Source organism: Stappia sp. WLB 29, assembly GCF_023507705.1.
GTDB lineage: Bacteria > Pseudomonadota > Alphaproteobacteria > Rhizobiales > Stappiaceae > Stappia.
The window spans coordinates 96,988-118,891 of record NZ_JALBGD010000005.1 but is presented as its reverse complement, the minus strand read 5'-3'; the positions used below and the strand labels follow the sequence as shown (position 1 = coordinate 118,891).

21 protein-coding genes and 1 riboswitch are annotated in these 21,904 nt (G+C 69.0%); of the genes, 6 read left to right on the top strand and 15 right to left on the bottom strand.

Going from position 1 to position 21,904, the window contains the following annotated elements:
• Positions 1-43 precede the first annotated feature (43 nt).
• The 6 genes from gcvPB to MNI96_RS11620 all read right to left on the bottom strand — a co-directional run bounded on the left by gcvPB (position 44) and on the right by MNI96_RS11620 (position 6,075).
• Positions 44-1,636: an aminomethyl-transferring glycine dehydrogenase subunit GcvPB gene (gcvPB, locus tag MNI96_RS11645; protein ID WP_249693272.1), complete on the bottom strand. Its 1,593-nt coding sequence runs from the start codon at positions 1,634-1,636 to the stop codon at positions 44-46.
• Positions 1,633-2,979 carry an aminomethyl-transferring glycine dehydrogenase subunit GcvPA gene (gene gcvPA / locus MNI96_RS11640; RefSeq protein WP_249693270.1) on the bottom strand — a complete coding sequence of 449 codons (1,347 nt, stop codon included), beginning with the start codon at positions 2,977-2,979 and terminating at the stop codon, positions 1,633-1,635. The genes gcvPB and gcvPA overlap by 4 nt, the downstream gene beginning before the upstream one ends.
• Position 2,980: 1 nt before the next feature.
• Entirely contained in the window at positions 2,981-3,478 is a 498-nt protein-coding gene (locus MNI96_RS11635; RefSeq protein WP_067220686.1) for an OsmC family protein, read from the bottom strand.
• Positions 3,479-3,482: 4 nt separating this feature from the next.
• The gene (gene gcvH / locus MNI96_RS11630; RefSeq protein ID WP_249693269.1) at positions 3,483-3,854 is read right to left on the bottom strand and encodes a glycine cleavage system protein GcvH; all 372 of its coding nucleotides are present in this window, start codon (positions 3,852-3,854) and stop codon (positions 3,483-3,485) included.
• 67 nt (positions 3,855-3,921) lie between these two features.
• Complete coding sequence (gcvT, locus tag MNI96_RS11625; protein WP_249693266.1) at positions 3,922-5,070, bottom strand: glycine cleavage system aminomethyltransferase GcvT; 1,149 nt, start codon at positions 5,068-5,070, stop codon at positions 3,922-3,924.
• A 194-nt stretch (positions 5,071-5,264) separates the two neighbouring features.
• Positions 5,265-5,357, bottom strand: a riboswitch (glycine riboswitch).
• 118 nt (positions 5,358-5,475) lie between these two features.
• Positions 5,476-6,075: a hypothetical protein gene (locus tag MNI96_RS11620; protein WP_249693264.1), complete on the bottom strand. Its 600-nt coding sequence runs from the start codon at positions 6,073-6,075 to the stop codon at positions 5,476-5,478.
• Positions 6,076-6,290: 215 nt separating this feature from the next.
• Here MNI96_RS11620 and ispH point away from each other — a divergent pair, with 215 nt between their 5' ends.
• Genes ispH through rnhA form a run of 4 tightly spaced genes read left to right on the top strand, consistent with a single transcriptional unit; the run spans position 6,291 to position 9,387 of the window.
• Entirely contained in the window at positions 6,291-7,274 is a 984-nt protein-coding gene (ispH, locus tag MNI96_RS11615; RefSeq protein WP_249693263.1) for a 4-hydroxy-3-methylbut-2-enyl diphosphate reductase, read from the top strand.
• A 25-nt stretch (positions 7,275-7,299) separates the two neighbouring features.
• Positions 7,300-7,932, top strand: coding sequence for a LysE family translocator (locus MNI96_RS11610; protein ID WP_249693261.1), 633 nt, complete (start codon positions 7,300-7,302; stop codon positions 7,930-7,932).
• Positions 7,933-7,966: 34 nt separating this feature from the next.
• The gene (gene thrB, locus MNI96_RS11605) at positions 7,967-8,932 is read left to right on the top strand and encodes a homoserine kinase (protein WP_249693259.1); all 966 of its coding nucleotides are present in this window, start codon (positions 7,967-7,969) and stop codon (positions 8,930-8,932) included.
• The gene (rnhA, locus tag MNI96_RS11600) at positions 8,929-9,387 is read left to right on the top strand and encodes a ribonuclease HI (protein WP_249693258.1); all 459 of its coding nucleotides are present in this window, start codon (positions 8,929-8,931) and stop codon (positions 9,385-9,387) included. Before thrB ends, rnhA begins: the two co-directional genes overlap by 4 nt.
• Positions 9,388-9,554: 167 nt before the next feature.
• Here the strand turns inward: rnhA and MNI96_RS11595 are convergent, their stop codons facing one another.
• The 5 genes from MNI96_RS11595 to MNI96_RS11575 all read right to left on the bottom strand — a co-directional run bounded on the left by MNI96_RS11595 (position 9,555) and on the right by MNI96_RS11575 (position 16,911).
• Positions 9,555-12,455: an EAL domain-containing protein gene (locus MNI96_RS11595; protein WP_502960334.1), complete on the bottom strand. Its 2,901-nt coding sequence runs from the start codon at positions 12,453-12,455 to the stop codon at positions 9,555-9,557.
• A 37-nt stretch (positions 12,456-12,492) separates the two neighbouring features.
• A complete protein-coding gene (locus MNI96_RS11590) occupies positions 12,493-13,197 on the bottom strand; it encodes a GNAT family N-acetyltransferase (protein ID WP_249693254.1) in 705 nt (234 codons plus the stop codon).
• An 18-nt stretch (positions 13,198-13,215) separates the two neighbouring features.
• Positions 13,216-14,520, bottom strand: a complete 1,305-nt coding sequence (locus MNI96_RS11585; RefSeq protein ID WP_249693251.1) for a M16 family metallopeptidase — start codon at positions 14,518-14,520, stop codon at positions 13,216-13,218.
• Positions 14,520-15,929: a threonine synthase gene (gene thrC, locus MNI96_RS11580; protein ID WP_249693250.1), complete on the bottom strand. Its 1,410-nt coding sequence runs from the start codon at positions 15,927-15,929 to the stop codon at positions 14,520-14,522. Before thrC ends, MNI96_RS11585 begins: the two co-directional genes overlap by 1 nt.
• Before the next feature lie 382 nt (positions 15,930-16,311).
• A complete protein-coding gene (locus tag MNI96_RS11575) occupies positions 16,312-16,911 on the bottom strand; it encodes a YqgE/AlgH family protein (RefSeq protein WP_249693247.1) in 600 nt (199 codons plus the stop codon).
• Positions 16,912-17,131: 220 nt separating this feature from the next.
• On the opposite strand from MNI96_RS11575, the gene MNI96_RS11570 reads away from it, so the two are divergent.
• Entirely contained in the window at positions 17,132-18,031 is a 900-nt protein-coding gene (locus MNI96_RS11570; protein WP_249693245.1) for a protein-disulfide reductase DsbD domain-containing protein, read from the top strand.
• A gap of 121 nt (positions 18,032-18,152) precedes the next feature.
• Positions 18,153-18,638 carry a peroxiredoxin gene (locus MNI96_RS11565; RefSeq protein ID WP_249693243.1) on the top strand — a complete coding sequence of 162 codons (486 nt, stop codon included), beginning with the start codon at positions 18,153-18,155 and terminating at the stop codon, positions 18,636-18,638.
• A gap of 479 nt (positions 18,639-19,117) precedes the next feature.
• Here the strand turns inward: MNI96_RS11565 and MNI96_RS11560 are convergent, their stop codons facing one another.
• The 4 genes from MNI96_RS11560 to MNI96_RS11545 form a co-directional block, all read right to left on the bottom strand.
• Positions 19,118-19,924 (bottom strand): SURF1 family protein, encoded by an 807-nt coding sequence (locus MNI96_RS11560; RefSeq protein WP_249693241.1) that lies wholly within the window; start codon positions 19,922-19,924, stop codon positions 19,118-19,120.
• Positions 19,914-20,303, bottom strand: coding sequence for a DUF983 domain-containing protein (locus tag MNI96_RS11555; protein WP_249693239.1), 390 nt, complete (start codon positions 20,301-20,303; stop codon positions 19,914-19,916). The genes MNI96_RS11560 and MNI96_RS11555 overlap by 11 nt, the downstream gene beginning before the upstream one ends.
• A gap of 146 nt (positions 20,304-20,449) precedes the next feature.
• Positions 20,450-20,989, bottom strand: a complete 540-nt coding sequence (locus MNI96_RS11550) for a L,D-transpeptidase family protein (protein WP_249693231.1) — start codon at positions 20,987-20,989, stop codon at positions 20,450-20,452.
• Positions 20,990-21,005: 16 nt separating this feature from the next.
• Complete coding sequence (locus MNI96_RS11545) at positions 21,006-21,866, bottom strand: cytochrome c oxidase subunit 3 (protein ID WP_249693229.1); 861 nt, start codon at positions 21,864-21,866, stop codon at positions 21,006-21,008.
• Between the last annotated feature and the right edge of the window lie 38 nt (positions 21,867-21,904).

The following is a 21,904-nucleotide window of genomic DNA, read 5'->3' as shown; positions in this document are numbered from 1 at the left end:
CGGGGCCGGGCGTTCATATCGTTGAGCAGGCGTACCCTGCGGATTACTCCGCGGCCTGCGGCTGCACCGCCTGGGCTGCCGGACGCTCCCACTTGAGCACCGGGTTGCGCGCCGCCCGCGTCTCGTCCAGACGGCCGCGCGGAGCGTGGAACGGCGCCCCCTTGAAGCGGTCCGTCTCGCCCTTCTGCGCGCTCATCACCAGGTCGCGCATGGTGGCGATGAACAGGTCGAGCGAGGAGCGGCTTTCCGATTCCGTCGGCTCGATCAGCATCGCGCCGTGGACGACCAGCGGGAAATACATGGTCATCGGGTGGTAGCCCTCGTCGATCATCGCCTTGGCGAAGTCGAGCGTGGTGACGCCGGTCTCCTTGAGGAAGCTGTCGTCGAACAGCACCTCGTGCATGCACCAGCGCTGGCCGAACGGCAGGCTCATCAGGTCCTGCAACCCGACGCGCACATAGTTGGCGTTGAGCACCGCGTCCTCGGACGCCTGCTTCAAGCCGTCGGCGCCGTGGCTCTTCATATAGGCGAGCGCGCGCACATACATGCCCATCTGGCCGTGGAAGGCGGTCATGCGGCCGAAGGGCTGCTCGCCGTCCTTGAGCTCCGCGTCCGTTTCCACCCACTGCGTCCCGCCCTCGACCTTGCGCAGGAAGGGCAGCGGGGCGAACGGCGCCAGGCGCTCCGACAGCACCACGGGACCTGCACCCGGACCGCCGCCGCCATGCGGGGTGGAGAAGGTCTTGTGCAGGTTGATGTGCATGGCGTCGACGCCGAGGTCGCCCGGACGGGCCTTGCCGACGATGGCGTTGAAGTTCGCGCCGTCGCAGTAGAAATAGCCGTCCGCGGCGTGGATCGCCTCGGCGATGGCGATGATGTCGCGCTCGAACAGGCCGCAGGTGTTGGGGTTGGTCAGCATGATGCCGGCGATGTCGCCCTCATGCTCCTTGATGCGCGCCTTGACCGCCGCCGGATCCACCGTGCCGTCCTCGCGCGCCTCGATGGAGACCACCTTGTAGCCGAGCAGCGCGGCCGTCGCCGGGTTGGTGCCATGGGCCGATTCCGGCACCAGGACGATCTTCGGGTCGCGCCCGGCCGCCTGATGCGCCGCCTTGATCGCCATCATGCCGCACAATTCGCCATGGGCGCCGGCCTTCGGGCTCATCGCCACCGCGCTCATGCCGGTCATGGTGACCAGCCAGTGCGCCAGCTCAGCGATCAGTTCGACCGCGCCCGGCACCGTCGACAGCGGCTGCAGCGGATGCACGTCGCCGAAGCCCGGCAGGCGCGCCATCTTCTCGTTGAGGCGCGGGTTGTGCTTCATCGTGCAGGAGCCGAGCGGGTAGAGGCCCGCGTCGATGGCGTAGTTCTTGGACGACAGGCGCACATAGTGGCGCATGGTCTCCGGCTCGGTCAGCGCCGGCAGGTCCGGCACCGCCTTGCGGGCGTGGCCGCCCAGCGCCGGCGCAAAGTCCTCCGCCTCGTCGAGGTCGACGCCGCACACGTCCATGCGGCCGATCTCGAAGAGCAACGGCTCTTCCATGGCCAGCGCCTTGTTGCCGGTGAAGGTCGCACGCTCGCTGGTGATCGCCGTCTCGCTAGGGGCGGACGGACGTCCCTGAGTGTTCATGCTCATGCCAGCACCTCCTTCAGTGCCGCGACGAAGGCCGCGCGGTCCTCGTCGGAATTGACTTCGCTCGATGCCACGAGCAGCAGGTCGGAGAGGTCACTCTTGCCCGGCTCCAGCCGCGACACCGGCACGCCGCCGAGCACGCCCTTTTCGGCGAGCGCCTCGACCACCTCGGCCGCCGGCTTCGGCAGCTTGACGGTGAACTCGTTGAAGAAGGCGTCGTTGAGGACCTTGACGCCGGCAACGCCTTCCAGCGCGCCCTTCAGCTTCACCGCGTTGGCGTGGTTGATGCGGGCAAGTTTCGCCAGTCCGTTGCCGCCGAGCAGCGTCATGTGGATGGTGAAGGCGAGGCAGCAAAGCCCTGAATTGGTGCAGATGTTCGAGGTCGCCTTGTCGCGGCGGATGTGCTGCTCGCGGGTCGAGAGCGTCAGCACGAAGCCGCGCTTGCCGTTGGCATCGACCGTCTCGCCGCACAGGCGCCCCGGCATCTGGCGGATGAACTTCTGGCGCGTCGCGAAGAGGCCGACGTAAGGACCGCCGAAGTTGAGGCCGTTGCCGATGGACTGGCCCTCGCCGACGACGATGTCGGCGCCCTGCTCGCCCGGCGCCTCGATCAGGCCCAGCGACACCACCTCGGTGAAGACGGCGATCAAGAGCGCGCCATGGGCATGCGCCTTCTCGGCGATCGGCTTCAGGTCGATCAGCTGGCCGTAGAAGGACGGCGACTGCACCACCACGCAGGAGGTCTCGTCGTCGATGGCGGCGAGAATGTCCTCGGTGCCTGCGGGGTCGGCCGGCAGGGCCTCGACCCGGTCGCCGGCCATCGCGCTCAGGCCCTCGACCACCTGCCGGTAGTGCGGGTGCAACCCGCCGGACAGCACCGCCTTGTTGCGGCGGGTCACCCGGTGCGCCATCAGCACGGCCTCGGCCGTGCCGGTCGAGCCGTCATACATGGAGGCGTTGGCGACCTCCATGCCGGTGAGCGCGGCCACCTGGGTCTGGAACTCGAAGAGATATTGCAGCGTGCCCTGCGTCACCTCCGGCTGGTACGGCGTGTAGGAGGTGAGGAACTCGGAGCGCTGGATCAGGTGGTCGACGCTGGCCGGCACATGGTGCTTGTAGGCGCCGGCACCGACGAAGAACGGCACCGAGGAGGCGGCGACGTTCTTTCCGGCCATGCGCGTCAGGTCGCGCTCGACGGCGAACTCGCTCTGGCGGCGCGGCAGGTCCAGCAGCCCGTCGATGCGGGCGCTTTTCGGGATGTCGACGAAGATCTCGTCGATGTCCGAAATGCCGACGCGCGCCAGCATGTCGGCACGATCGGTATCGGACAGCGGCAGATAGCGCATGTCACGCTCCTTGGGAGTTGTCGGCAAGCGTGGCGGGGGAGGCCTCGACCACGATCTCGCTTTTCACGGAATTGGCGATGAAGCAGGCCTCGTGGGCCTGGTGATGCAGGGCGTCGATCCGGCCCGGCTCGGGCAGCGTGTCGCCGGCCAGCACGATCTGCGGGCGCAGCGTAACGCGGGTCACGGCCATCTTGCCGGGCGCGACCCGCTCCATGGTACCCTCGGCCGCGTCGCGGTAGCTCTCGACCACCAGCCCGTCGCGGCGGGCAAGGTCGAGGAACCACAGCATGTGGCAGCTGGAGATCGCCGCCACGAAGGCCTCTTCCGGGTCGATGGCCGCCTCGACGGAGTTGGGCAGCGGCACGACGCTCGGTGAGGCCGAGGCCGGCACGGTGATGCCGCCGTCGAAGGACCAGTCATGGCCGCGGCTATAGGCGTTGGCGGCGAAGTCGCCCTGCCGCCGCCAGCTCACATCGGCCCGGTAGAGATGCCGTGCCATCGGGTCAGATTCCCTCGACAAAGGCCTTGTAGGCAGCCTCGTCCATCAGGCTGTCGATCTGCGAGATGTCGGCGAGACGGATCTTGACGAACCAGGCCGCGCCTTCCGGGTCCTCGTTCACCTTGCCCGGCTCGTCGGCCAGCACGCCGTTGGCCTCGACGATCTCGCCGTCGAGCGGGGCATAGACCTCGGACGCCGCCTTGACGCTCTCCACGACCGCCGCCTCGTCGCCCTTGGAGACCTTGCGGCCGACCTCGGGCAGTTCGACGAACACGACGTCGCCGAGCTGCTGCTGGGCATAGTCGGTGATGCCGACTGTGGCGACGTCGCCCTCGACGGTGATCCACTCGTGGTCTTCGGTGTAGCGGGTGCTCATTTCACTTGTCCTCCGGAAGGCCTTCAGGCCGCTTCAGGTTGTCTGGAACGATGGGATTAAGAGGCCGTCAGGCCGACGGCTTGCGGTGGTAGCGCTGGGGAACGAACGGCATGTCGGCGATGCTCGCCTCGAGTTCGCGGCCGCGCACCACCAGCTTCACCGGCGTGCCGACACCCGCATGGGCCGGGTCGACATAGCCCATGGCGATGGGGGCACCCAGCGTCGGCGCGAAGCCGCCCGAGGTGAGAACGCCGATGACGCTGCCGTCGGCCGCCCGGATTTCCGCGCCCTCGCGGGCCGGGGCACGGCCGGCGAGCGTCAGGCCGACGCGCACGCGCGAGGGTCCCTCCGCCAGTTCGGAAAGGATGCGGGCGGCGCCCGGGAAATCGGCTTCGTCCTTCCTGCGCTTCTGCAGCACGAAGGTGATCGCGCCCTCGACCGGCGAGGTGGTCTCGTCGAGGTCGTGGCCATAGAGGCAGAGCCCGGCTTCGAGGCGCAGCGAATCGCGGGCGCCGAGGCCGATGGGGGCGACGCGCTCGTCGGCGAGCAGGGCGCGGGCCAGCGGCTCGGCAGCGCCCGCCGGCACTGAGATCTCGTAGCCGTCCTCGCCGGTATAGCCGGAGCGCGACACGTAGACGGCGATGCCGTCGAATTCCATCTCGGCGACGCCCATGAAGGCCATGTCCGCGGCGGCCGGCGCATGGGCGGCCATCACCTCGGCCGCCATCGGGCCCTGCAGCGCGATCAGCGCGCGGTCCTCGACGGGCTCCAGCTTCACGTTGTCGGGGAGGTTCGCCTTGATCAGTTCGTAGTCGACCGCCTTGCGCGAGGCGTTGACGACCAGGAACAGCCGGCCGTCGTTCTCCGCGCCCTGCGGCCGCGAGACCATCAGGTCGTCGACGATGCCGCCCTCGGCGTTCAACAGCACGGTGTAGCGCTGGCGGCCGGGCTTCAGCACGGCGACGTCGGAAGGAACCATCGCCTCGAGCGCGCGGGCCGTCGTCTCGTGGTCCGGGCCGATCAGCCAGGCCTGGCCCATATGCGACACGTCGAAGAGACCGGCCTTCTCGCGGGTATGGCTGTGCTCGGCGATGATGCCGGCGGGATACTGGACCGGCATCTCGTAGCCGGCGAACGGCACGAGACGCGCACCGAGCTCGCGGTGCAGGTCCGTCAGGGGCGTCGAAAGCAGAGGTCCGTCGGCGTGATCGGCCATGTGGTCGTCCTGGCGCTAGAGGGTCTGGTGACGCGAACACGGTTTCGTATCCACGCACCCCCTCTGTCCTGACGACCTGAGAGATTTCCCGCCCGGCCTCCGGTCCGTGACCGGCGCCCGTATGTGAGGCGGTTACTCCTTCGGTGAGCCCGGCCCCGACCCGAAGGGCGGTCCGGACTGCTTTCCAGAGCGTTGCTCGACCTGCGGTCCTTTTGCCTGAGAGTTTCCGGGGCGGTTGCTCCTTCGGCGCCGGCATCCGGGATGCCGATCTCTCCCGCAAGTCCTTGAAGCAGGATCGCGAAGACGTCCGTCTTCAGGTCCCTGCCGGCGGCGCACAACGTCCACGCCGCCTGTTATTCGTGTCGCATTGTCGACAGCGCCTGTCGCACTGTCAACATGCCCTTCCTATTGCCGCCGTTTTCCCGTCTCGTCCAGCGCAATCTGCACCTTGGACGAACCGCCCTGGGGAAGAGCGACATCCTCCACCAGCGCCCACTGCTCGGCCGGCGCGCCCGCGCCCAGCGTCACGGGCACGGAAAGCTGGCGAACCTGCGGCTTGGCCTTGTCTGCGTCCGTATCGGTGACCGATACGCGCAGCGGGAGCAGGATCTCGCCGCCCGGCCAGGCCGGACCCGGCGTCACGCGCCCGGAGACGCCGACGGTCATCACCACGCCGCCGTCGGCGCCGCGCTGGCACTTGCGCGCCCACTTCTCGATACTCGCCTGGTAGCGCAGCGCCTGCGGGTCGTCCTGCTTGCCCCGTTCGTAGGACATCACCAGGTAGCGATCCGGCTCCACCCCCAGCGGCGGACAGGGAACGTCCTGTCGGAAGTTTTCGGGATTGATGTCCTCGACCACCGACTTGTCGGCGGCGTTGCCGGAGATCACCGTCTTGGCCACATCGTTGCTGACCCCGGCGATATCCGTACCGCAGGCCGCGACGGCAAGGCCGAGCGCGAGCGAGGCGAGCGGGCCCGTGCGACGGATCCAGTCGGCGTGCTGCATGCCAATCTTCCCAATTCTGCTCAAGGACGCATACTCGTTCAGGGCAACGTCTATATCAGGCGGACCGGCACTTGGCGAGCCGCTGCGGGCGCGCGGCGCTTTCCCGCCTCACGACTTGGCCGGCTACCCTTGACACGCCCTGCCCCCGTACCTCTATTGCCAGCAAAGCCCGTGCGTCGCGGCTCCCCGCCGACGCCGACTGCAAGGAGGCCCTCTTGGCTTCAGACCCTTCCGCCGGAAACCGTCCGCCGCTCAAGGTGCTGCTTTGCGCCCCGCGGGGCTTTTGCGCCGGTGTCGACCGTGCCGTCCAGATCGTCGAGCTGGCGCTCGAGCGCTTCGGCGCGCCGGTCTACGTGCGTCACGAGATCGTGCACAACAAGTTCGTCGTCGAGAGCCTGAAGTCCAAGGGCGCCGTCTTCGTCGAAGAGCTGGACGAGATCCCGGACGGCGATCACGACCGGCCGGTGGTGTTCTCCGCGCACGGCGTGCCGAAGTCGGTGCCCGAGGACGCGCGCGCGCGCAACATGTTCTATCTCGACGCCACCTGCCCGCTGGTCTCCAAGGTCCACAAGGAAGCGGAGATCCACTTCCGCCGCGGCCGCGAGATCGTGCTGATCGGCCATGCCGGCCACCCGGAAGTCATCGGCACGATGGGCCAGCTCCCCGAGGGCGCCGTGCGCCTCGTCGAGACGGCGGAGGACGCAAGGCGCTTCGAGCCGGCCGGCGACCGGCCGCTCGCCTGGATCACCCAGACCACGCTGTCGGTGGACGACACCGCCCAGATCGTCGAGGTGCTGACCGCCCGCTTCCCCGACATCGTCGCCCCGCACAAGGACGACATCTGCTACGCCACCACCAACCGTCAGGAAGCGGTCAAGGCGGTGGCCCCGGACGTCGAGGCGCTGATCGTCGTCGGCGCGCCGAACTCGTCGAACTCGCAGCGCCTGCGCGAGGTCGCCGAGCGCGCCGGCTGCCCGGTCGCGCTCCTCGTCCAGCGCGCCGCGGACATCCCCTGGGACACGCTTCCGCCGCTCACGCGCCTCGGCATCACCGCCGGCGCCTCCGCGCCCGAGGTGCTGGTGGAGGAGATCATCGCCGCCTTTGCCGAGCGCTACGAGGTCACCGTCGACAGCGTGCGCACGGCCGAGGAGACGATTTCCTTCAACCTGCCGCGCGCCCTGCGCGAGGCGGCCGAGTAGTCCATACGCAAGCGGGGGACAACGGATGGAGTGGCTTGGCGTCTTCGTCGCGGTCTTCGCGATCTTCCTGCCGGCCCTGATGCTGCCGGGGCCGGACTTCATCGCCGTCGTGCGGTCCTCGATGGCGCATGGCGCCCGCGCCGGGCTGCTGACCACCGCCGGCGTCTCGCTCGGCCTTGGCGTCTACGCGACGCTCTCGCTCGTCGGCCTGTCCGCCCTGCTGGTGCAGTACCAGTGGCTTGCCGTCGTGCTGCGCGTTGCCGGCGGGCTCTATCTCGCCTGGCTCGGCCTCCGGCTGCTCCTCGCCCGCCCGCAGGAACTGGAGCTCGACGCCGCCGCCCGCGCCCCGCGCCGCAATCCGCTGGTCTTCGGCTTCCTCGTCACCATGACCAATCCGAAGGCCATCGTGCTGTTCGCCAGCGTCTTCGCCACCTCGGTCGGCGCGGCGACGCCGACCTGGGTACTCGTCGCCATGGTGGCGCTCGTCGTCGCCTCGGCCGCGCTGTGGTACACGCTGGTCAGCCTGTTCATGTCGTCCGCGCCGGTGCTGCGCCGCTTTGCCGGCCTGCAGCACTGGATCGAGCGCGTGGCCGGCGCCTGCTTCGTCGCCATCGGCGGGCGCATCCTTGTGGACGCGCGCAATCCGCTCTCGCCCTGACCCCTTCTCACGCCCGGAAAACGAACCCGACCCCATGGCTGTCTACACTGACGTCTCGGACGAGGACCTTGCGGCCTTCGTCGCCCTTTACGATATCGGCGACACGCTGGCCCTCAAGGGCATCGCCGAAGGCGTCGAGAACTCGAACTTCCTGCTGCACACGACGAGCGGCTATTTCATCCTGACGCTCTACGAGAAGCGGGTGAACCCGGCCGACCTGCCGTTCTTCCTGGAGCTGATGCGCCATCTGGCGGCGCGCGGCATTTCCTGCCCGCAGCCGGTCGCCGCGCGCTCCGGCGCGATGCTGGGCGAGCTCGCCGGCCGCCCGGCCGCCATCATCTCGTTCCTCGACGGAATGTGGGTGCGCCGGCCCAAGCGCGAGCATTGCGCCGCGCTCGGCGAGGCGCTCGCCCGCTTCCATCTCGCCGGCGCCGACTTCACCGGCCGGCGCCCCAACACCCTGTCGGTGGACAGCTGGCGGCCGCTGCTGGGTGCCTCGCTCGACCAGGCCGACACGGTCGTCCCGGGCCTCGCAGCCGAGCTGACCGCCGAGCTCGACCATCTGGAGAGCCGCTGGCCGAGCGGCCTTCCCTCCGGCGTCATCCATGCAGATCTTTTTCCCGACAACGTCTTCTTCATCGGCGAGCGCCTGTCCGGGCTGATCGACTTCTATTTCGCCTGCAACGATGCCTTCGCCTATGACGTCGCCATCTGCCTCAACGCCTGGTGCTTCGAGCCGGACCTCTCGTTCAACGTCACCAAGGCGCGGGCGCTGCTCAACGGCTATCGCCAGGTGCGCGGCTTCACCGATGCGGAATTCGCCGCCCTGCCGCTGCTGGCGCGCGGCTCGGCCCTGCGCTTCCTGCTGACCCGCCTGCACGACTGGCTGCGGGTGCCGCCGGGCGCGCTGGTGACCCCGAAGGACCCGCGCGAATACCTGCGCAAGCTGCGCTTCCACCAGGGCGTCGCCACCGCCTCCGACTACGGGCTGGCCCCGTGAGCGAGACGGCAGAGCAGGCGCACGTCGTCATCCACACGGACGGGGCGTGCTCGGGCAATCCGGGACCGGGCGGCTGGGGCGCGATCCTGCGCTTCGGCGCGCACGAGCGCGAATTGTGCGGCGGCGAGGCCCAGACCACCAACAACCGCATGGAGCTGACGGCGGCGATCGAGGCGCTGAACGCGCTCAAGCGGCCGTGCAAGGTCGAGCTGCACACCGACAGCACCTATGTGCGCGACGGCATCACCAAGTGGATGTTCAACTGGAAGCGCAACGCCTGGCGGACGGCCGACAAGAAGCCGGTGAAGAATGCCGAGCTGTGGCAGGCGCTGGATGCGGCGCGCGGCCGCCATGACGTCACCTGGCACTGGGTCAGGGGCCATGCCGGGCACGACGACAACGAGCGCGCCGACGAGCTCGCCCGCAAGGGCATGGCACCGTTCAAGAAAAGGTAGGCGCGGCTTTTCCCCCGCAGCCTGACGCAACCGGGCCGGAAACTCGCTCCGGCGGCCGTTTGGTGTTGTTTTCGAGAACCGGAGCGGAGCGTACATTCAGGTACGTGAGCACCGGAAGCGCAGAAAACGGCTCCAAACGGCCGCCGGAGTAGAGTTTCCCGCGTATTTTACGACCGCAGGGCGTCCATTTCCGCCTGCAGGAGCTTCGTCGCCTGCGCGGCTTCCATCGGCTGGCCGAACAGGAAGCCTTGCGCGTATTCGCAGCCGAGCTGGTGCAGCTCCAGCGAATCCGATTCGCTCTCCGCCCCTTCCGCCACCACCTGCATGCCGAGGTCGTGGCCGAGCGCGATGATCGAGCGCAGGATGACGGGGCGGGCGCTGCGGCCGTTCGGACGCACGAAGGACTGGTCGACCTTGATCGTGTCGAAGCGGAAGCGCTGCAGGTAGCTGAGGCTGGAATAGCCGGTGCCGAAATCGTCCAGCGACAGGCCGGCGCCGAGCGCGCGCAGCCGCTCCAGCATCCGCGCCGAATATTCCGGATTGGCCATCACCACCGATTCCGTCAGCTCCAGCTTGAGCGTTCCCGGGGCGATGGAGGAGCGCGACAGCACCGACTTCACGTCGTTGATCAGGTCGTGGCGCAGCAGCTGCAGCGAAGAAATATTGACGCTGGCGAACAGCGGCACCGGCAGGCGGAAGCTCTGCTGCCAATCGGCGAGCTGGCGCGCACCCTTGTCGAGCACGAACAGGCCCAACTCGTTGATGATGCCCGACTGCTCGGCGATGGGGATGAACTCGGCCGGCGAGATCGCTCCGCGCGTCGGGTGGTTCCAGCGGGCCAGAACCTCGAAGCCGGCGATGGAGCGGTCCACCAGGCGCACGATGGGCTGGTAGAACACGGTGATGCCGTCGGTCTTCAGCGCCTTGCGCAGGTCGCCCTCCAGCTCGGCGCGGCTGCGCGTGCCGGTCTGCAGCGTCGGGCGGAACACCTCCACCCGGTCGCCGCCGAGCCGCTTGGCATGGTTCATCGCCATGTCCGCCTCGCGCATCAGCTCGGCTGCCGAGGACCCTTCGGTCTCGTAGATGGCGATGCCGACGGAGGAGGTCAGAAACACTTCCCGCTCGCCGAAGGTGATGGGCGAGCGCACCGCGCGGCGCACCGCGTCGGCAAAGGCGGCGATGCGGTCGGCCGACTGTTCGGAGAGAAGCAGCAGCGCATAGGTGTCGCCGGACAGGCGCGAGAGCGAATCCTGCGGCTTCAGCTGGCGCGAGACGCGCCTGGCGATGGTCAGCAGGATGCTGTCGCCCGCCGACAGGCCGATGGAATCGTTGACCTGCTTGAAGCGGTCGAGATCGATAATCAGCACGGAAGGCCGGCCGAGCTTTTCTGCGCGCGAGCGGGCGATGGCCGCCTGCAACCGGTCCATGAACAGCTCGCGGTTCGGCAGGCCGGTCAGGTTGTCGTGCACCGCATCGTGCAGCAGCCGCTCCTCTGTCACCTTCTGCTCGGTGATGTCGAGCAGCGTGCCGACGCAGCGGATCACCTCGCCGTCGGAGCCGACGATGGGCCGCGCGCGCAGGCGGAACCAGCGGAAATGGCCGTCGTCGGCGCGCAGGCGGAAGGCCTGCGAGATGCGTCCGCGGCGCTGGTCGATCACCGCGTCGAGCGTCGAGCGGAACGTGTCGCGGTCCTGCGGGTGCAATACGTCGAGCCAGTCGCGCGCCGGTCCTTCCAGCAGGCCCTGCTTGAGGCCGAGCAGGTCCTCCACCTCGTTGCCGGTGGAGATGCGGTCGCGGTCGACATCCCAGTCCCAGATGATGTCGCCGGAGCCGGTCAGCGCCAGCGCCCGCCGCTCCACGTCGGAGATCAGGCCTTGCGCGATGGCACCGCCCGCGAAGGCGTGCTGCATCACCGTGAAGCCGATCAGAAGCACGATCAGCACCAGCCCGCCGGCGAGCGCCGGCTGGACGATGTCGTTGGCCAGCGATCCGGTCACGGTCATCGCCGCGCCCACCAGCCAGGAGAGCAGCAGCACCCAGGTCGGCACCAGCATGATGGCCCGGTCGTAGCCCTGCAGCGCCAGCGCCGCGATCACGGCGAAGCCCAGCACGCCGATGATGCCGAGCGAGATGCGGGCGATGCCGGCGGCGACGGACGGGTCCCAGACCGCGATGCCGAGCAGGCCGAGCACCAGGATCAAGGTGCCGAGCGCCAGGTGGCTGTAGCGGATGTGCCAGCGGTTGAGGTTGAGATAGGCGTAGAGGAAGATGATCAGGCTCGCCGCCAGCGCCACCTCGGCGCAGGCGCGGTAGAGCTGTTCCTCGCCCGGCGTGATCTGCAGGACCTTGTTCCAGAACCCGAAGTCGATGGTCAGATAGGCCAGCACCGACCAGGCCAGCACCGCCGTCGCCGGAAACATGATCGTGCCCTTGACCACGAAGAGGATGGTCAGGAACAGGGCCAGAAGGCCGGAAATGCCGAGAATGATGCCGCGATACAGCGTGTAGGCGTTGACCGTGTCCTTGTAGACGTCCGGCTCCCACAGGCGCAGCTGCGGCAGGCCGGGCGTGCGCATCTCCACCACGTAGGTGACCACCGCGCCGGGATCGAGCGTGATCAGGAAGACGTCCGCCTCCTGGCTCGACTGCCGTTCGGGGGCGATGCCCTGGCTCGGTGTGATCGAGGCGATGCGCGAGGCGCCAAGGTCCGGCCAGATCAGCCGCGAGCCGACGAGCTGGAAGAACGGGGCGACAATCAGCCGGTCGATCTGCTCGTCGCCGGGATTGGACAGGGCGAAGACAGCCCAGCTGGTGTTGGTGTCGTCGCGCGAGTTCACCTCGATGCGGCGGACGATGCCGTCGGCGCCGGGTGCGGTGGAGACCTGCAGGCTGGCGCCCTCGTTGGGATAGAGGTCGACGGCACTGGTCAGGTCGAGCGCATCGGTGGAGGAACGGACTTCTACGGCCTCGACGGCCGCAGCCGGAGCCTGAGCGATCAGCCACGCCGCCAGCGCGAGCACAAGGAGCCTGATAAGGGGCAAGCGGTTCGTCCGTTTCACGTCGCGCATCACGAGGTGCCGGAGACTTATCGGCATCAAACCCATCTCACAAGATTTCTTTCTCTCCGGCGCCGGCACCGGCGCCGGGGTCCGCCGGAACCTGCGCCTGCCAGACGGCGACGCTCGCGGCGGAAATGGTGGCAAGGCCCTCGGGCGCGGCAGTATCGCTGGCCAGGCGGGCGAACAGCACATGGTCCTGCCACTCCCCGGCGATGCGCAGGTAGCGGCGGGCGTAGCCCTCGCGGCAAAAGCCGGCTTTTTCAAGGAGCCGTTGCGAGGCGACATTGTACGGCAGACAGGCCGCCTCGACCCGGTGCAGCGACAGTTCCGAAAAGGCGAAGCCCAGCAGCGCCTGCACCGCCCGGCCCATATGGCCGCGCCCGGCATGCGGCGCGCCCATCCAGTAGCCGAGCGAGGCGGCCTGCGCGACGCCGCGGCGGATGTTGGACAGCGTTGCCCCGCCCACCAGAACCCCGTCGGCGAGGCGGAACAGGAAGAACGGGTAGGCCCGGTCCTCGCGCATCTCGCGCGCATAGCGGCGCAGCCGCCGGCGATAGGAGGCGCGGGACAGCTCGTCCGCCGCCCAGAGCGGCTCCCATGGCTGCAGGAAGGCGCGGCTTTCCTCCCGCAGCGCCGCCCACTCGCCGTGGTCCTGCGGCTGCGGCTGGCGCAGCAGCAGGGCGTTCTCCCCCTCCCCCGCGATCAGGGTCCGGACCGGCTCGGAGCCGGAGAAGGCCCGGAACAAGGACATTGCCGCCTCCGTGCGGTCTCAGGCGCCGACGGCGCGCGCCGGCGCCGCAGTGCCCAGCCGCTCGGCCACCGCATCCGCATCCAGCGGCAGCGGCAGCGGCAGGCTTGCCGCCTTCGGGCCGACGACGGAGAGCGTCGGCGCCCCGGCGAAGACCTTGGCCGCGGCGGCACGCACGGTTTCCAGCGTCACCGCGTCGACGCGGCTCTGGATCTCCTCCGGCGACAGCACCTCGCCATGGATCATCAGCTGGCGGGCGATCTGGCCGGCGCGGGCGGCCGGGCTTTCCAGCGACATCATCAGCCCGGCACGGATCTGCGCCTTGGACCGATCGAGGTCGGCCTGCACGATCTCCTGCGAGGCGCGGCCGAGCTCGTCGACCAGCACGGGAAAGAGCTCGGCGATGTCCTCCTCGCCGGTCGCCGCATGGACGCCGAACAGGCCCGTGTCCTGGAACGCCCAGTGGAACGAGTAGATCGCGTAGCACAGGCCGCGCGTCTCGCGGATCTCCTGGAACAGGCGCGAGGACATGCCCCCGCCCATCACCGAGGCCAGCACCTGCACCGAGTAATAGTCGGGCGCACGGTAGGGCACGCCCTCGAAGCCCAGCACCAGCTGGACCTCCATCAGCTCGCGCTCCAGCAGCGTGCTGCCGCCGGTGTAGCGGGCGGCGACCGGCTCGATGCTCGGCTTGCCCGACAGGCCGCCCAGATGCTCCTCGGCGAGCTTGACCACCGCGTCGTGATCGACCGCGCCGGCGGCCGCCAGCACCATGTTCTCGGCCCGGTAATGCTCGGCGAGATAGGCGCGCAGGTCCTCCGGCGTGAAGGACATCACCGTCTCGCGGGTGCCCAGGATCGGCCGGCCGATCGCCTGTTGCGCCCAGGCCGTTTCCTGGAACTGGTCGAACACCTTGTCGTCGGGCGTGTCGTGCGCGGCGCCGATCTCCTGCAGGATCACGTGCTTCTCGCGCGCCAGCTCCTCCGCATCGAAGCTGGAATTCTGCAGGATGTCGGCGATCAGCTCGACCGCCAGCGGCACGTCCTCGGCCAGGACGCGGGCATAATAGTTGGTGTGCTCGACGCTGGTGGAGGCGTTCAGCTCGCCGCCGACCGCCTCGATCTCCTCGGCGATCTCGCGCGCCGTGCGGGTCGCCGTGCCCTTGAAGGCCATGTGCTCGAGCAGGTGGGTGATGCCGTTCTGGTCCGGCGTCTCGGAGCGGGAGCCCGCTCCCACCCACACGCCGAGCGCGGCGGTGCGCAGATGCGGCATGGTGTCGGTCACGACCCTGAGGCCGTTGGCCAGCCTCGTCACCCGCACCTGCATCAGGACACCTCCATCGTGGCGGCGCGGGCTGTATCGAGGATGTGACGTTCGACCTCGCCGCGTTCGGCCGCCACCTTGGTGAAGCGTTCCGGAGCGCTCATCATCGGCTCCAGCTCCGGCGGCAGGGCCGGGCGCACGCCGCAGGCCGCCTCTACCGCATCGGGGAACTTCGCCGGATGCGCCGTCGCCAGCACCACCATCGGCGCGTCGCCTGCCGGCTGCTGCTCGGCGACATGCAGGCCGATGGCCGTGTGCGGGTCGAGCAGGTAGCCGGTCTCGCGCAGGGTCCGCTCGATGGTCGCCGCCGTCTCCGCCTCGTTGCAGCGCCCGGCGTCGAAGCCCTCGCGGATCGCCTTGAGCGGCCCGGCCGCCAGCTCGAAGCGCCCGGACTGCGAAAGCCGCGCCATCAGCGAGCGGATTTCGGCGCCGTCGCGTCCGTGCACCTCGAACAGCAGCCGCTCGAAGTTGGACGAGATCTGGATGTCCATCGAGGGCGAGATCGTCGGCACCACGCCGCGGGTCTCGTAGGCGCCGCTTTCCAGCGTGCGCGCGAGGATGTCGTTGGCGTTGGTGGCGATCACCAGCCGCTCGACCGGCAGGCCCATCTTCGCGGCGACGTAGCCGGCGAGGATATCGCCGAAATTGCCGGTCGGCACGGTGAAGGAAATCGGGCGGTGCGGCGCGCCGAGGGCGGCGCCGGCCACGAAGTAATAGACCACCTGCGCGACGATGCGCGCCCAGTTGATCGAGTTGACGCCGGCCAGCTGCACCCGGTCGCGGAACGCGGCATGGGTGAACATGCCCTTGAGGATCGTCTGGCAGTCGTCGAACGTGCCGGCGAGCGCCAGCGAGTGCACATTCGCTTCCGTGGGCGTCGTCATCTGCCGCCGCTGCACGTCGGACACGCGCCCGTCCGGGAACAGCACGAAGATATCGGTGCGCTCGCGGCCGCGGAAGGCCTCGATCGCCGCGCCGCCCGTGTCGCCCGAGGTGGCGCCGACGATGGTGGCGCGCTGGCCGCGGGCGGTCAGCACATGGTCCATCAGCCGGCCGAGCAGCTGCATCGCCACGTCCTTGAAGGCGAGCGTCGGGCCGTGGAACAGCTCCAGCACGAAGCGGTTCGGCGCGACCTGCACCAGGGGTGTCACCGCCGGATGGCGAAAGCCCGCATAGGCCTCGCGGATCATCGCGGCAAGATCCTCGCGGGAGATGTCGTCGCCGACGAAGGGCTCGATCACGGCCTGGGCGACTTCCGCGTAGGGACGTCCGGCAAAGCCGGCGATGGTCTCGCGCGACAGTTTCGGCCAGATCTGGGGAACGTAGAGACCGCCATCCGCGGCAAGTCCGGTCAGAAGAACGTCGGAGAACCCGAGAACCGGCGCCTCGCCCCTGGTACTGACATATTTCACGGCGGCGATATCCTCCAGAAAGTCTCTCGTGCGAACCGGGGTCGGATGCTTCCGCCGCGCCGATCCGCCCCGGCGGGGCAGGTCCCCGTCTCTGGCGTCCCGGCTTCGGTCGCATCCGGTCTGCGGTCCGGTGTGCCTTGCAAAGTCCGGCGGCCTGCCTGCCCCGGCAGCCCCGCCGCGTCCGGCCGGGCGCCCATGGGCACTGCCGGTCGTGCTCGACCCGTTTCTCAGGCGCACCCTATCTCTCGGCTCCGGTCCGGGCAAGCCGGATGGTTTGCCGGCAGGTCTGCGCCTGCCGGGTAGCAGGACCCGGTGCCCGCGAACCCGCTGCCGGCGCGCCGGATGGCGTGGCGTGCGAGACCCGGAGCGGTGTTTGCTTCGCTCAGGCGTGGCCGGCTTCGCTGGACAGCATCCCAGGCGCGATGCCGATCTTGGCGAGCGCCCGGTCCCACTTGCTGTCGAGCGCGGCGTCGAAGACGATCGCCTCGTCGGCCGGGCCGGTGATCCAGCCGTTTTCCTGGATCTCGGCCTCCAGCTGGCCGGCGCCCCAGCCGGCATATCCCAGTGCCAGCATCGCCTGGCTCGGGCCGCGTCCTTCGGCGATTGCGCGCAGGATGTCGAGCGTCGCCGTCAGGCAGATGCCGTCCTGCACCGGCATGGTCGAGTTGGCGATGACGAAGTCGTGCGAATGCAGCACGAAGCCGCGCCCGCTCTCCACCGGCCCGCCGCGATGCACCTGCATGCGGTCCGCCGGCGCCGGCAGGCGGATGCTCTCGTCGTCGGGGATGATGTCGAGCTGGCGCAGCAGCTCGGGAAAGCTCAGGCTCGGCGCCCGCTGGTTGACGATGATGCCCATCGCCCCTTCCGCGGAATGGGCGCACAGATAGATCACGGAATGTGCGAACCGCTCGTCCGCCATCTGCGGCATGGCGATCAGCAGCTGCCCTGCAAGGGACGTCCGACCGAGATCGTCGCTTTTCATGGCCTGTCGTTCCTGTTCTGCGTCCAGTCCGTTTCGCCTCTCCGCCGCCGCGAAGCGGCCCGCCGACCGGGTCCCATCTTACGCCGGGCCCTGCGGCATGTTAACCGCGCCTCGCTCCCGATCACGCAGATGTGGCGCTTCGCCTGTGGACCCGCAAGCCGATTTGCGCCAACACTGCCAGCCGCTTGACCGACAGATGGAGCCGTTCGCCCGGATTGCCATGCAGCACAGTCCCTTTTCCGCAAGCCGCTTTTTCGCAAGGCCCCGCGCGCTCGCGCTTCTTGCCGCGCTGGCGCTGACGGCCGGCCCCGCCCATGCCGGCGAGAGCCCGTGGACGACCGTCGGCGCGGCCAGCGTGCGGCTCGTCTCCACCGGCCCCGACTTCACCGCCCCCGGCGAGGCGTCGTTCGCCGGGGATGCGGCGCTGGAGATCCGCCTGGAGGACGGCTGGCACACCTATTGGCGCTTCCCGGGCGAGGCCGGCATTCCGACCGCCGCCGATTTCGGCGCCTCTTCCGGGCTTACCTCGGCGCGCCTGCGCTTTCCCGTGCCCGAGCGCTATTCCGACCCCTATTCCACCTCCATCGTCTATCGCGACCGCATCGTGCTGCCGATCGACCTGGCGCCCGCGCCGGGCGAGGCCGCGCCCGTGCTGCGCGCGCATGTGAGCTTCGGCATCTGCCGGGAGATCTGCATGCCGGGCGAGGCGCAGCTGGAGCTGCCGCTGGCCGAAGGCGGGCCCGACTTTGCCGCCCGCCAGGCGATTTCCGCCGCAAGGGCCGCCCTGCCGCAGCCGCAGGGCGAGGCGCCGCCGCGCATCGCCGCCATCGAGCGGACGGACCTCGCCCCGGCCGACGGCAAGGAGCCCGAGGAGACCCTCTTCATCACCGCCGAGCTCGCCTCGCCCACCGCTCCCGTCGACCTGTTCGTCGAAGGGGCGGAGGGCTCCTACAACGGCGTGCCGACCCTCATGGAGCGGGACGGCACCACCGCGCGCTTCGCGCTGCCGGCGCGCGGGCTTGCCAGCAGCGCCGACGGCACCCGCCCGCTCGCGCTGACGCTGGTGGAAGGCGCGGCGGCCGTGGAGCACCGCACCGCGCTGCCGCCTGCCGGCAACTGAAAACCCTCGGCGAGCGGCTCGACGGGCGCACCGGAACATCCTATGTCTGAGGCGGACCCGGTGCGGCGCGCCGCCGCATCGCGACAGCTTTCCGATCACCCTCTTGAGGAGACTTCCGAACATGACGATCAAGGTTGGCGACACCCTGCCCGAGACGAAGTTCAAGATCATGACCGCCGACGGCCCGGCCGAGCGCAGCAGTTCCGATCTCTTTGCTGGCCGCACCGTGGTGCTCTTCGCGGTTCCCGGCGCCTTCACGCCGACCTGCCACAACAACCACCTGCCGGGCTTCGTCGAGCATGCGGACACGATCCTGTCCAAGGGCGTCGACGAGATCGCGGTGGTGTCGGTCAACGACGTGTTCGTGATGAACGCCTGGGCCAAGGCCACCGGCGCCTCGGACAAGATCACCTTCCTCGCCGACGGCAGCGCCGACTTCGCCAAGGCGATCGGCCTGGAGCTCGACGCTTCGGGCGCGGGCCTCGGCATCCGCTCCAAGCGCTATGCGATGATCGTCAAGGACGGCAAGGTCACGGCCCTCAATATCGAGGAAACGCCGGGCAAGGCCGAGGTCTCGGGCGCCGCCGGCATCCTCGCCGCGCTCTGATCAAAACCTTTCGGCCGGGGCCCTCGCGCTCCGGCCGGGCTTGCCTGCTTCACATCTGCCGGGGTTGCCAATGGTTCCCGGGTCGCGGCTTCGCCTTGCCCGGGATGGCGTCCTGAGAGAGAGGCACGGCCTCACATCCCCACCGAGGTCATCAACTCTGTTGTTGGCTTTGGTCTCGGAGCCTTGCGTTGAGGATGACGACGATCTTTCGCAGGACGGCAGTGACAGTATCTCGCCCGAAGCCGCACATGCAGGTTGTCGTCCCGGTTTCGGCGCAGCCGAAGACCGGGAACCAGTAACCCCGAACGGTTCGAGTGCGGCCCCAGCGCTGCCGCCGGAACGCCGGTGGCGGCTAGCTTCGCGCCACCATCCGCCCCGGCGGATACTGGACGCCTGCCTGCGCAGGCGTGACAGCGGAGGGTGGAACGAGTGCCGCCCGCCTCGCGCCTGCCGAGGGTGTCCGCCGACTTCGCGCGCGCCTACTCTTCGGGCGGGCGGCGCGTCTCGCTGCGGGCGAAGGCGATGAACACGCCGATCAGCACCAGGCCGAGCCCGTACCAGGTGACCGCGTATTGCAGGTGGTTGTTGCGGAAGGAGACGATCGTCTCGCCCGCCTGCGGCAACCCGCCGGGCGGCGTCGCCTCGGCCCTGAGGTCGACGCTGAACGGCGCGACCGGCGCATCGTCGATCCCGAGCGAGGCGGCCATTTTCGGCGCCTCGCGCACGAACCAGACCTGTGTCTTCGGATCGGCGTCCAGCGTGAACATGTTGCCGCGCTCGTCGCGCCGCCACAGGCCGGCGATCTCCACCTCGCCCGCCGTCTCGGCTCCCGCCTCGCTTCCCGGCGGCTCGCTGCCCGGCCGGGTCTCGGGCAGGCGCCGCGCCTCCGGCACGAAGCCGCGATTGACCATCACCACCACCCCGGCATCGGTGCGGAACGGTGCATAGACCAGATAGCCCGGTCCGCCGAAGGTCCCGCGCGGCTCGGTGAGCGCCAGATAATAATAGACCTCGCCTTCGAGGAACCGCCCCCTCAGGCGCACGGGCCGGTAGTCCCAGGCGTCCTCGTCGATCCCGGCCCACGCGTCCGGACCGGGCGCCTCCACGGGGGCAAGGTCGATGCGCTCCTCGACCCGCTCGATGAGCGCGAGCTTCCATTGCAGGCGCATGACCTGCCAGGTGCCGAGCGCCATCAGCGCGCAGAACACGACGAAGGCGACAAGGCCCGGCAGCAGCAGGCGGCGCTTGGCGGCAGGCGCCGGCGCGGGGGGTGCGTTACTCGTCAACCCGCCCCTCCTGCGCGCTATGCTTGTATTGCTGGGCGATCATCAGACCCTTGAGCGGGCGCAGCAACCCCAGGCCGAGAATGAGGGTGAGCGGCAGCCACAGCATCATGTGCAGCCAGATCGGCGGGCGCAGCGACACCTCGACGGCCAGCGCCAGGCCGACCACGACGAAGCCGACGAACATGATGATGAACACCGCCGGCCCGTCGCCGCTGTCGGCGAAGTCGAAGCTGAGGCCGCAATTGGAGCAGGACGGGCGCGTTGCCAGGTAGCCCTTGAACAGGCGGCCCTGGCCGCAGCGCGGGCAGCGTCCGGCAAGGCCGGTGCGCAGCGCGTCCTGCGGCGGATAATGCGCGCGGTCGACAGTCGGTTCACTCATGTGCATCGCGCTCCCGGCGCTAGAGCAATTCCAGGAAAAGTGGGAACCGGTTTTCCGTCCGGAATTGCGTAAAAACAACAAGATAGAGCATGTCCGTCACTCGGCGAAAAATGGACATGCTCTAGGCTACCGGACCGAGGGCCCGGTCAGGGACGGATCTCGATCGGCGTGCCGTCGGGGACGAGCCGCCAGATCTCTTCCATTTCCGCATTGGTGACGGCAATGCAGCCGTCGGTCCAGTCGGCATATTGATGCAGGGAGCCGAGCCAGCCCAGCCCGTTGCGCATGCCGTGGATCATGATCATCCCGCCCGGATCCTCGCCGCGCTCCGCGGCGCGGCGCATGTCGGCCTCGTCCGGATAGGAGATGTGCAGCGACAGGTGATAGGCGCTTTGCGGGTTGCGCCAGTCGATCGTGTAGCGTCCTTCCGGAGTGCGGCCGTCGCCCTCGCGCTGCTTATGGCCGAGCGGGTCGCCGCCGAGCGAGATCGTGTAGCTCTTCAGCACCGCGCCGTCCGCATCCAGCAGCTGCAGCCGGCGTTCCGCCTTCTCGACCAGAACCGTGCCGACCGACGCCGTCCGGCCCTGCGCCGCTGGCGCGTCGGGGGCCAGCCCAAAAGCAAAGTCCGCGGCGACAGGCGCCGCCGCGGACAGGATGAGTGCCGTCTTCAGCAGACGGAAACGCATGGGACGTGCCTTGGCGTCAGTGGCCCGGACCGGCCGCCCAGACATAGATCGAGACGAACAGGAACAGCCACACCACGTCGACGAAGTGCCAGTACCAGGCCGCCGCCTCGAAGCCGAAATGCTTCTGCGGGGTGAACTGGCCCATGCTGGCGCGGATCAGGCAGACCACCAGGAAGATGGTGCCGACGATGACATGGAAGCCGTGGAAGCCGGTCGCCATGTAGAAGGTCGCGCCATAGATCGAGCCGGAGAAGCCGAAGGCCGCATGGCTGTACTCGTAGGCCTGGACGATGGAGAACAGCACGCCGAGCAGCACCGTCAGCGTCAGGCCCCACTTCAGGCCCTCGCGGTCGTTGTGGAGGAGGGCATGGTGCGCCCAGGTGACCGTGGTTCCCGAGGTCAGCAGGATCAAGGTGTTGAGCAGCGGCAGGTGCCAGGGATCGAAGGTCTCGATGCCCACCGGCGGCCACACGCCGCCGGTCGCCTCGACACGGGCGTACTGGGCCGCCTCGTTGGTGAACAGCGAAGCGTCGAAGAAGGCCCAGAACCAGGCCACGAAGAACATCACCTCGGAGGCGATGAACAGCAGCATGCCGTAGCGCAGGTGCAGCTGCACCACCGGGGTGTGATCGCCGGCGATGGATTCGCGAACGGTGTCGCGCCACCAGCCGAACATCACGTAGAGCACGAGCAGCGTGCCGACGGCGAAGATGCCCCAGCCTGCGAGGTCGAAGCCGAACAGCAGGAACTCGTTGCCCTGGGTGTAGCGGAACAGGCCGACCGCGCCGAGCGCCATGATGAAGGCGCCGACGCCGCCGAGGAACGGCCACGGGCTCGGATCTACGATGTGGTAGTCGTGGTTCTTGGCATGCGCCATGGGTACACTCCCCCGATTGAAGTCATGCCGCCGGCAGG

Bases quoted from the DNA above. Each gene is read 5' to 3' on its own strand.
- gcvPB (WP_249693272.1), bottom strand. From the start codon at position 1,636: ATGAGCATGAACACTCAGGGACGTCCGTCCGCCCCTAGCGAGACGGCG.
- gcvPA (WP_249693270.1), bottom strand. From the start codon at position 2,979: ATGCGCTATCTGCCGCTGTCCGATACCGATCGTGCCGACATGCTGGCG.
- MNI96_RS11635 (WP_067220686.1), bottom strand. From the start codon at position 3,478: ATGGCACGGCATCTCTACCGGGCCGATGTGAGCTGGCGGCGGCAGGGC.
- gcvH (WP_249693269.1), bottom strand. From the start codon at position 3,854: ATGAGCACCCGCTACACCGAAGACCACGAGTGGATCACCGTCGAGGGC.
- gcvT (WP_249693266.1), bottom strand. From the start codon at position 5,070: ATGGCCGATCACGCCGACGGACCTCTGCTTTCGACGCCCCTGACGGAC.
- MNI96_RS11620 (WP_249693264.1), bottom strand. From the start codon at position 6,075: ATGCAGCACGCCGACTGGATCCGTCGCACGGGCCCGCTCGCCTCGCTC.
- MNI96_RS11610 (WP_249693261.1), top strand. From the start codon at position 7,300: ATGGAGTGGCTTGGCGTCTTCGTCGCGGTCTTCGCGATCTTCCTGCCG.
- thrB (WP_249693259.1), top strand. From the start codon at position 7,967: ATGGCTGTCTACACTGACGTCTCGGACGAGGACCTTGCGGCCTTCGTC.
- MNI96_RS11595 (WP_502960334.1), bottom strand. From the start codon at position 12,455: ATGCGCGACGTGAAACGGACGAACCGCTTGCCCCTTATCAGGCTCCTT.
- MNI96_RS11590 (WP_249693254.1), bottom strand. From the start codon at position 13,197: ATGTCCTTGTTCCGGGCCTTCTCCGGCTCCGAGCCGGTCCGGACCCTG.
- MNI96_RS11585 (WP_249693251.1), bottom strand. From the start codon at position 14,520: ATGCAGGTGCGGGTGACGAGGCTGGCCAACGGCCTCAGGGTCGTGACC.
- MNI96_RS11575 (WP_249693247.1), bottom strand. From the start codon at position 16,911: ATGAAAAGCGACGATCTCGGTCGGACGTCCCTTGCAGGGCAGCTGCTG.
- MNI96_RS11570 (WP_249693245.1), top strand. From the start codon at position 17,132: ATGCAGCACAGTCCCTTTTCCGCAAGCCGCTTTTTCGCAAGGCCCCGC.
- MNI96_RS11565 (WP_249693243.1), top strand. From the start codon at position 18,153: ATGACGATCAAGGTTGGCGACACCCTGCCCGAGACGAAGTTCAAGATC.
- MNI96_RS11555 (WP_249693239.1), bottom strand. From the start codon at position 20,303: ATGAGTGAACCGACTGTCGACCGCGCGCATTATCCGCCGCAGGACGCG.
- MNI96_RS11550 (WP_249693231.1), bottom strand. From the start codon at position 20,989: ATGCGTTTCCGTCTGCTGAAGACGGCACTCATCCTGTCCGCGGCGGCG.
- MNI96_RS11545 (WP_249693229.1), bottom strand. From the start codon at position 21,866: ATGGCGCATGCCAAGAACCACGACTACCACATCGTAGATCCGAGCCCG.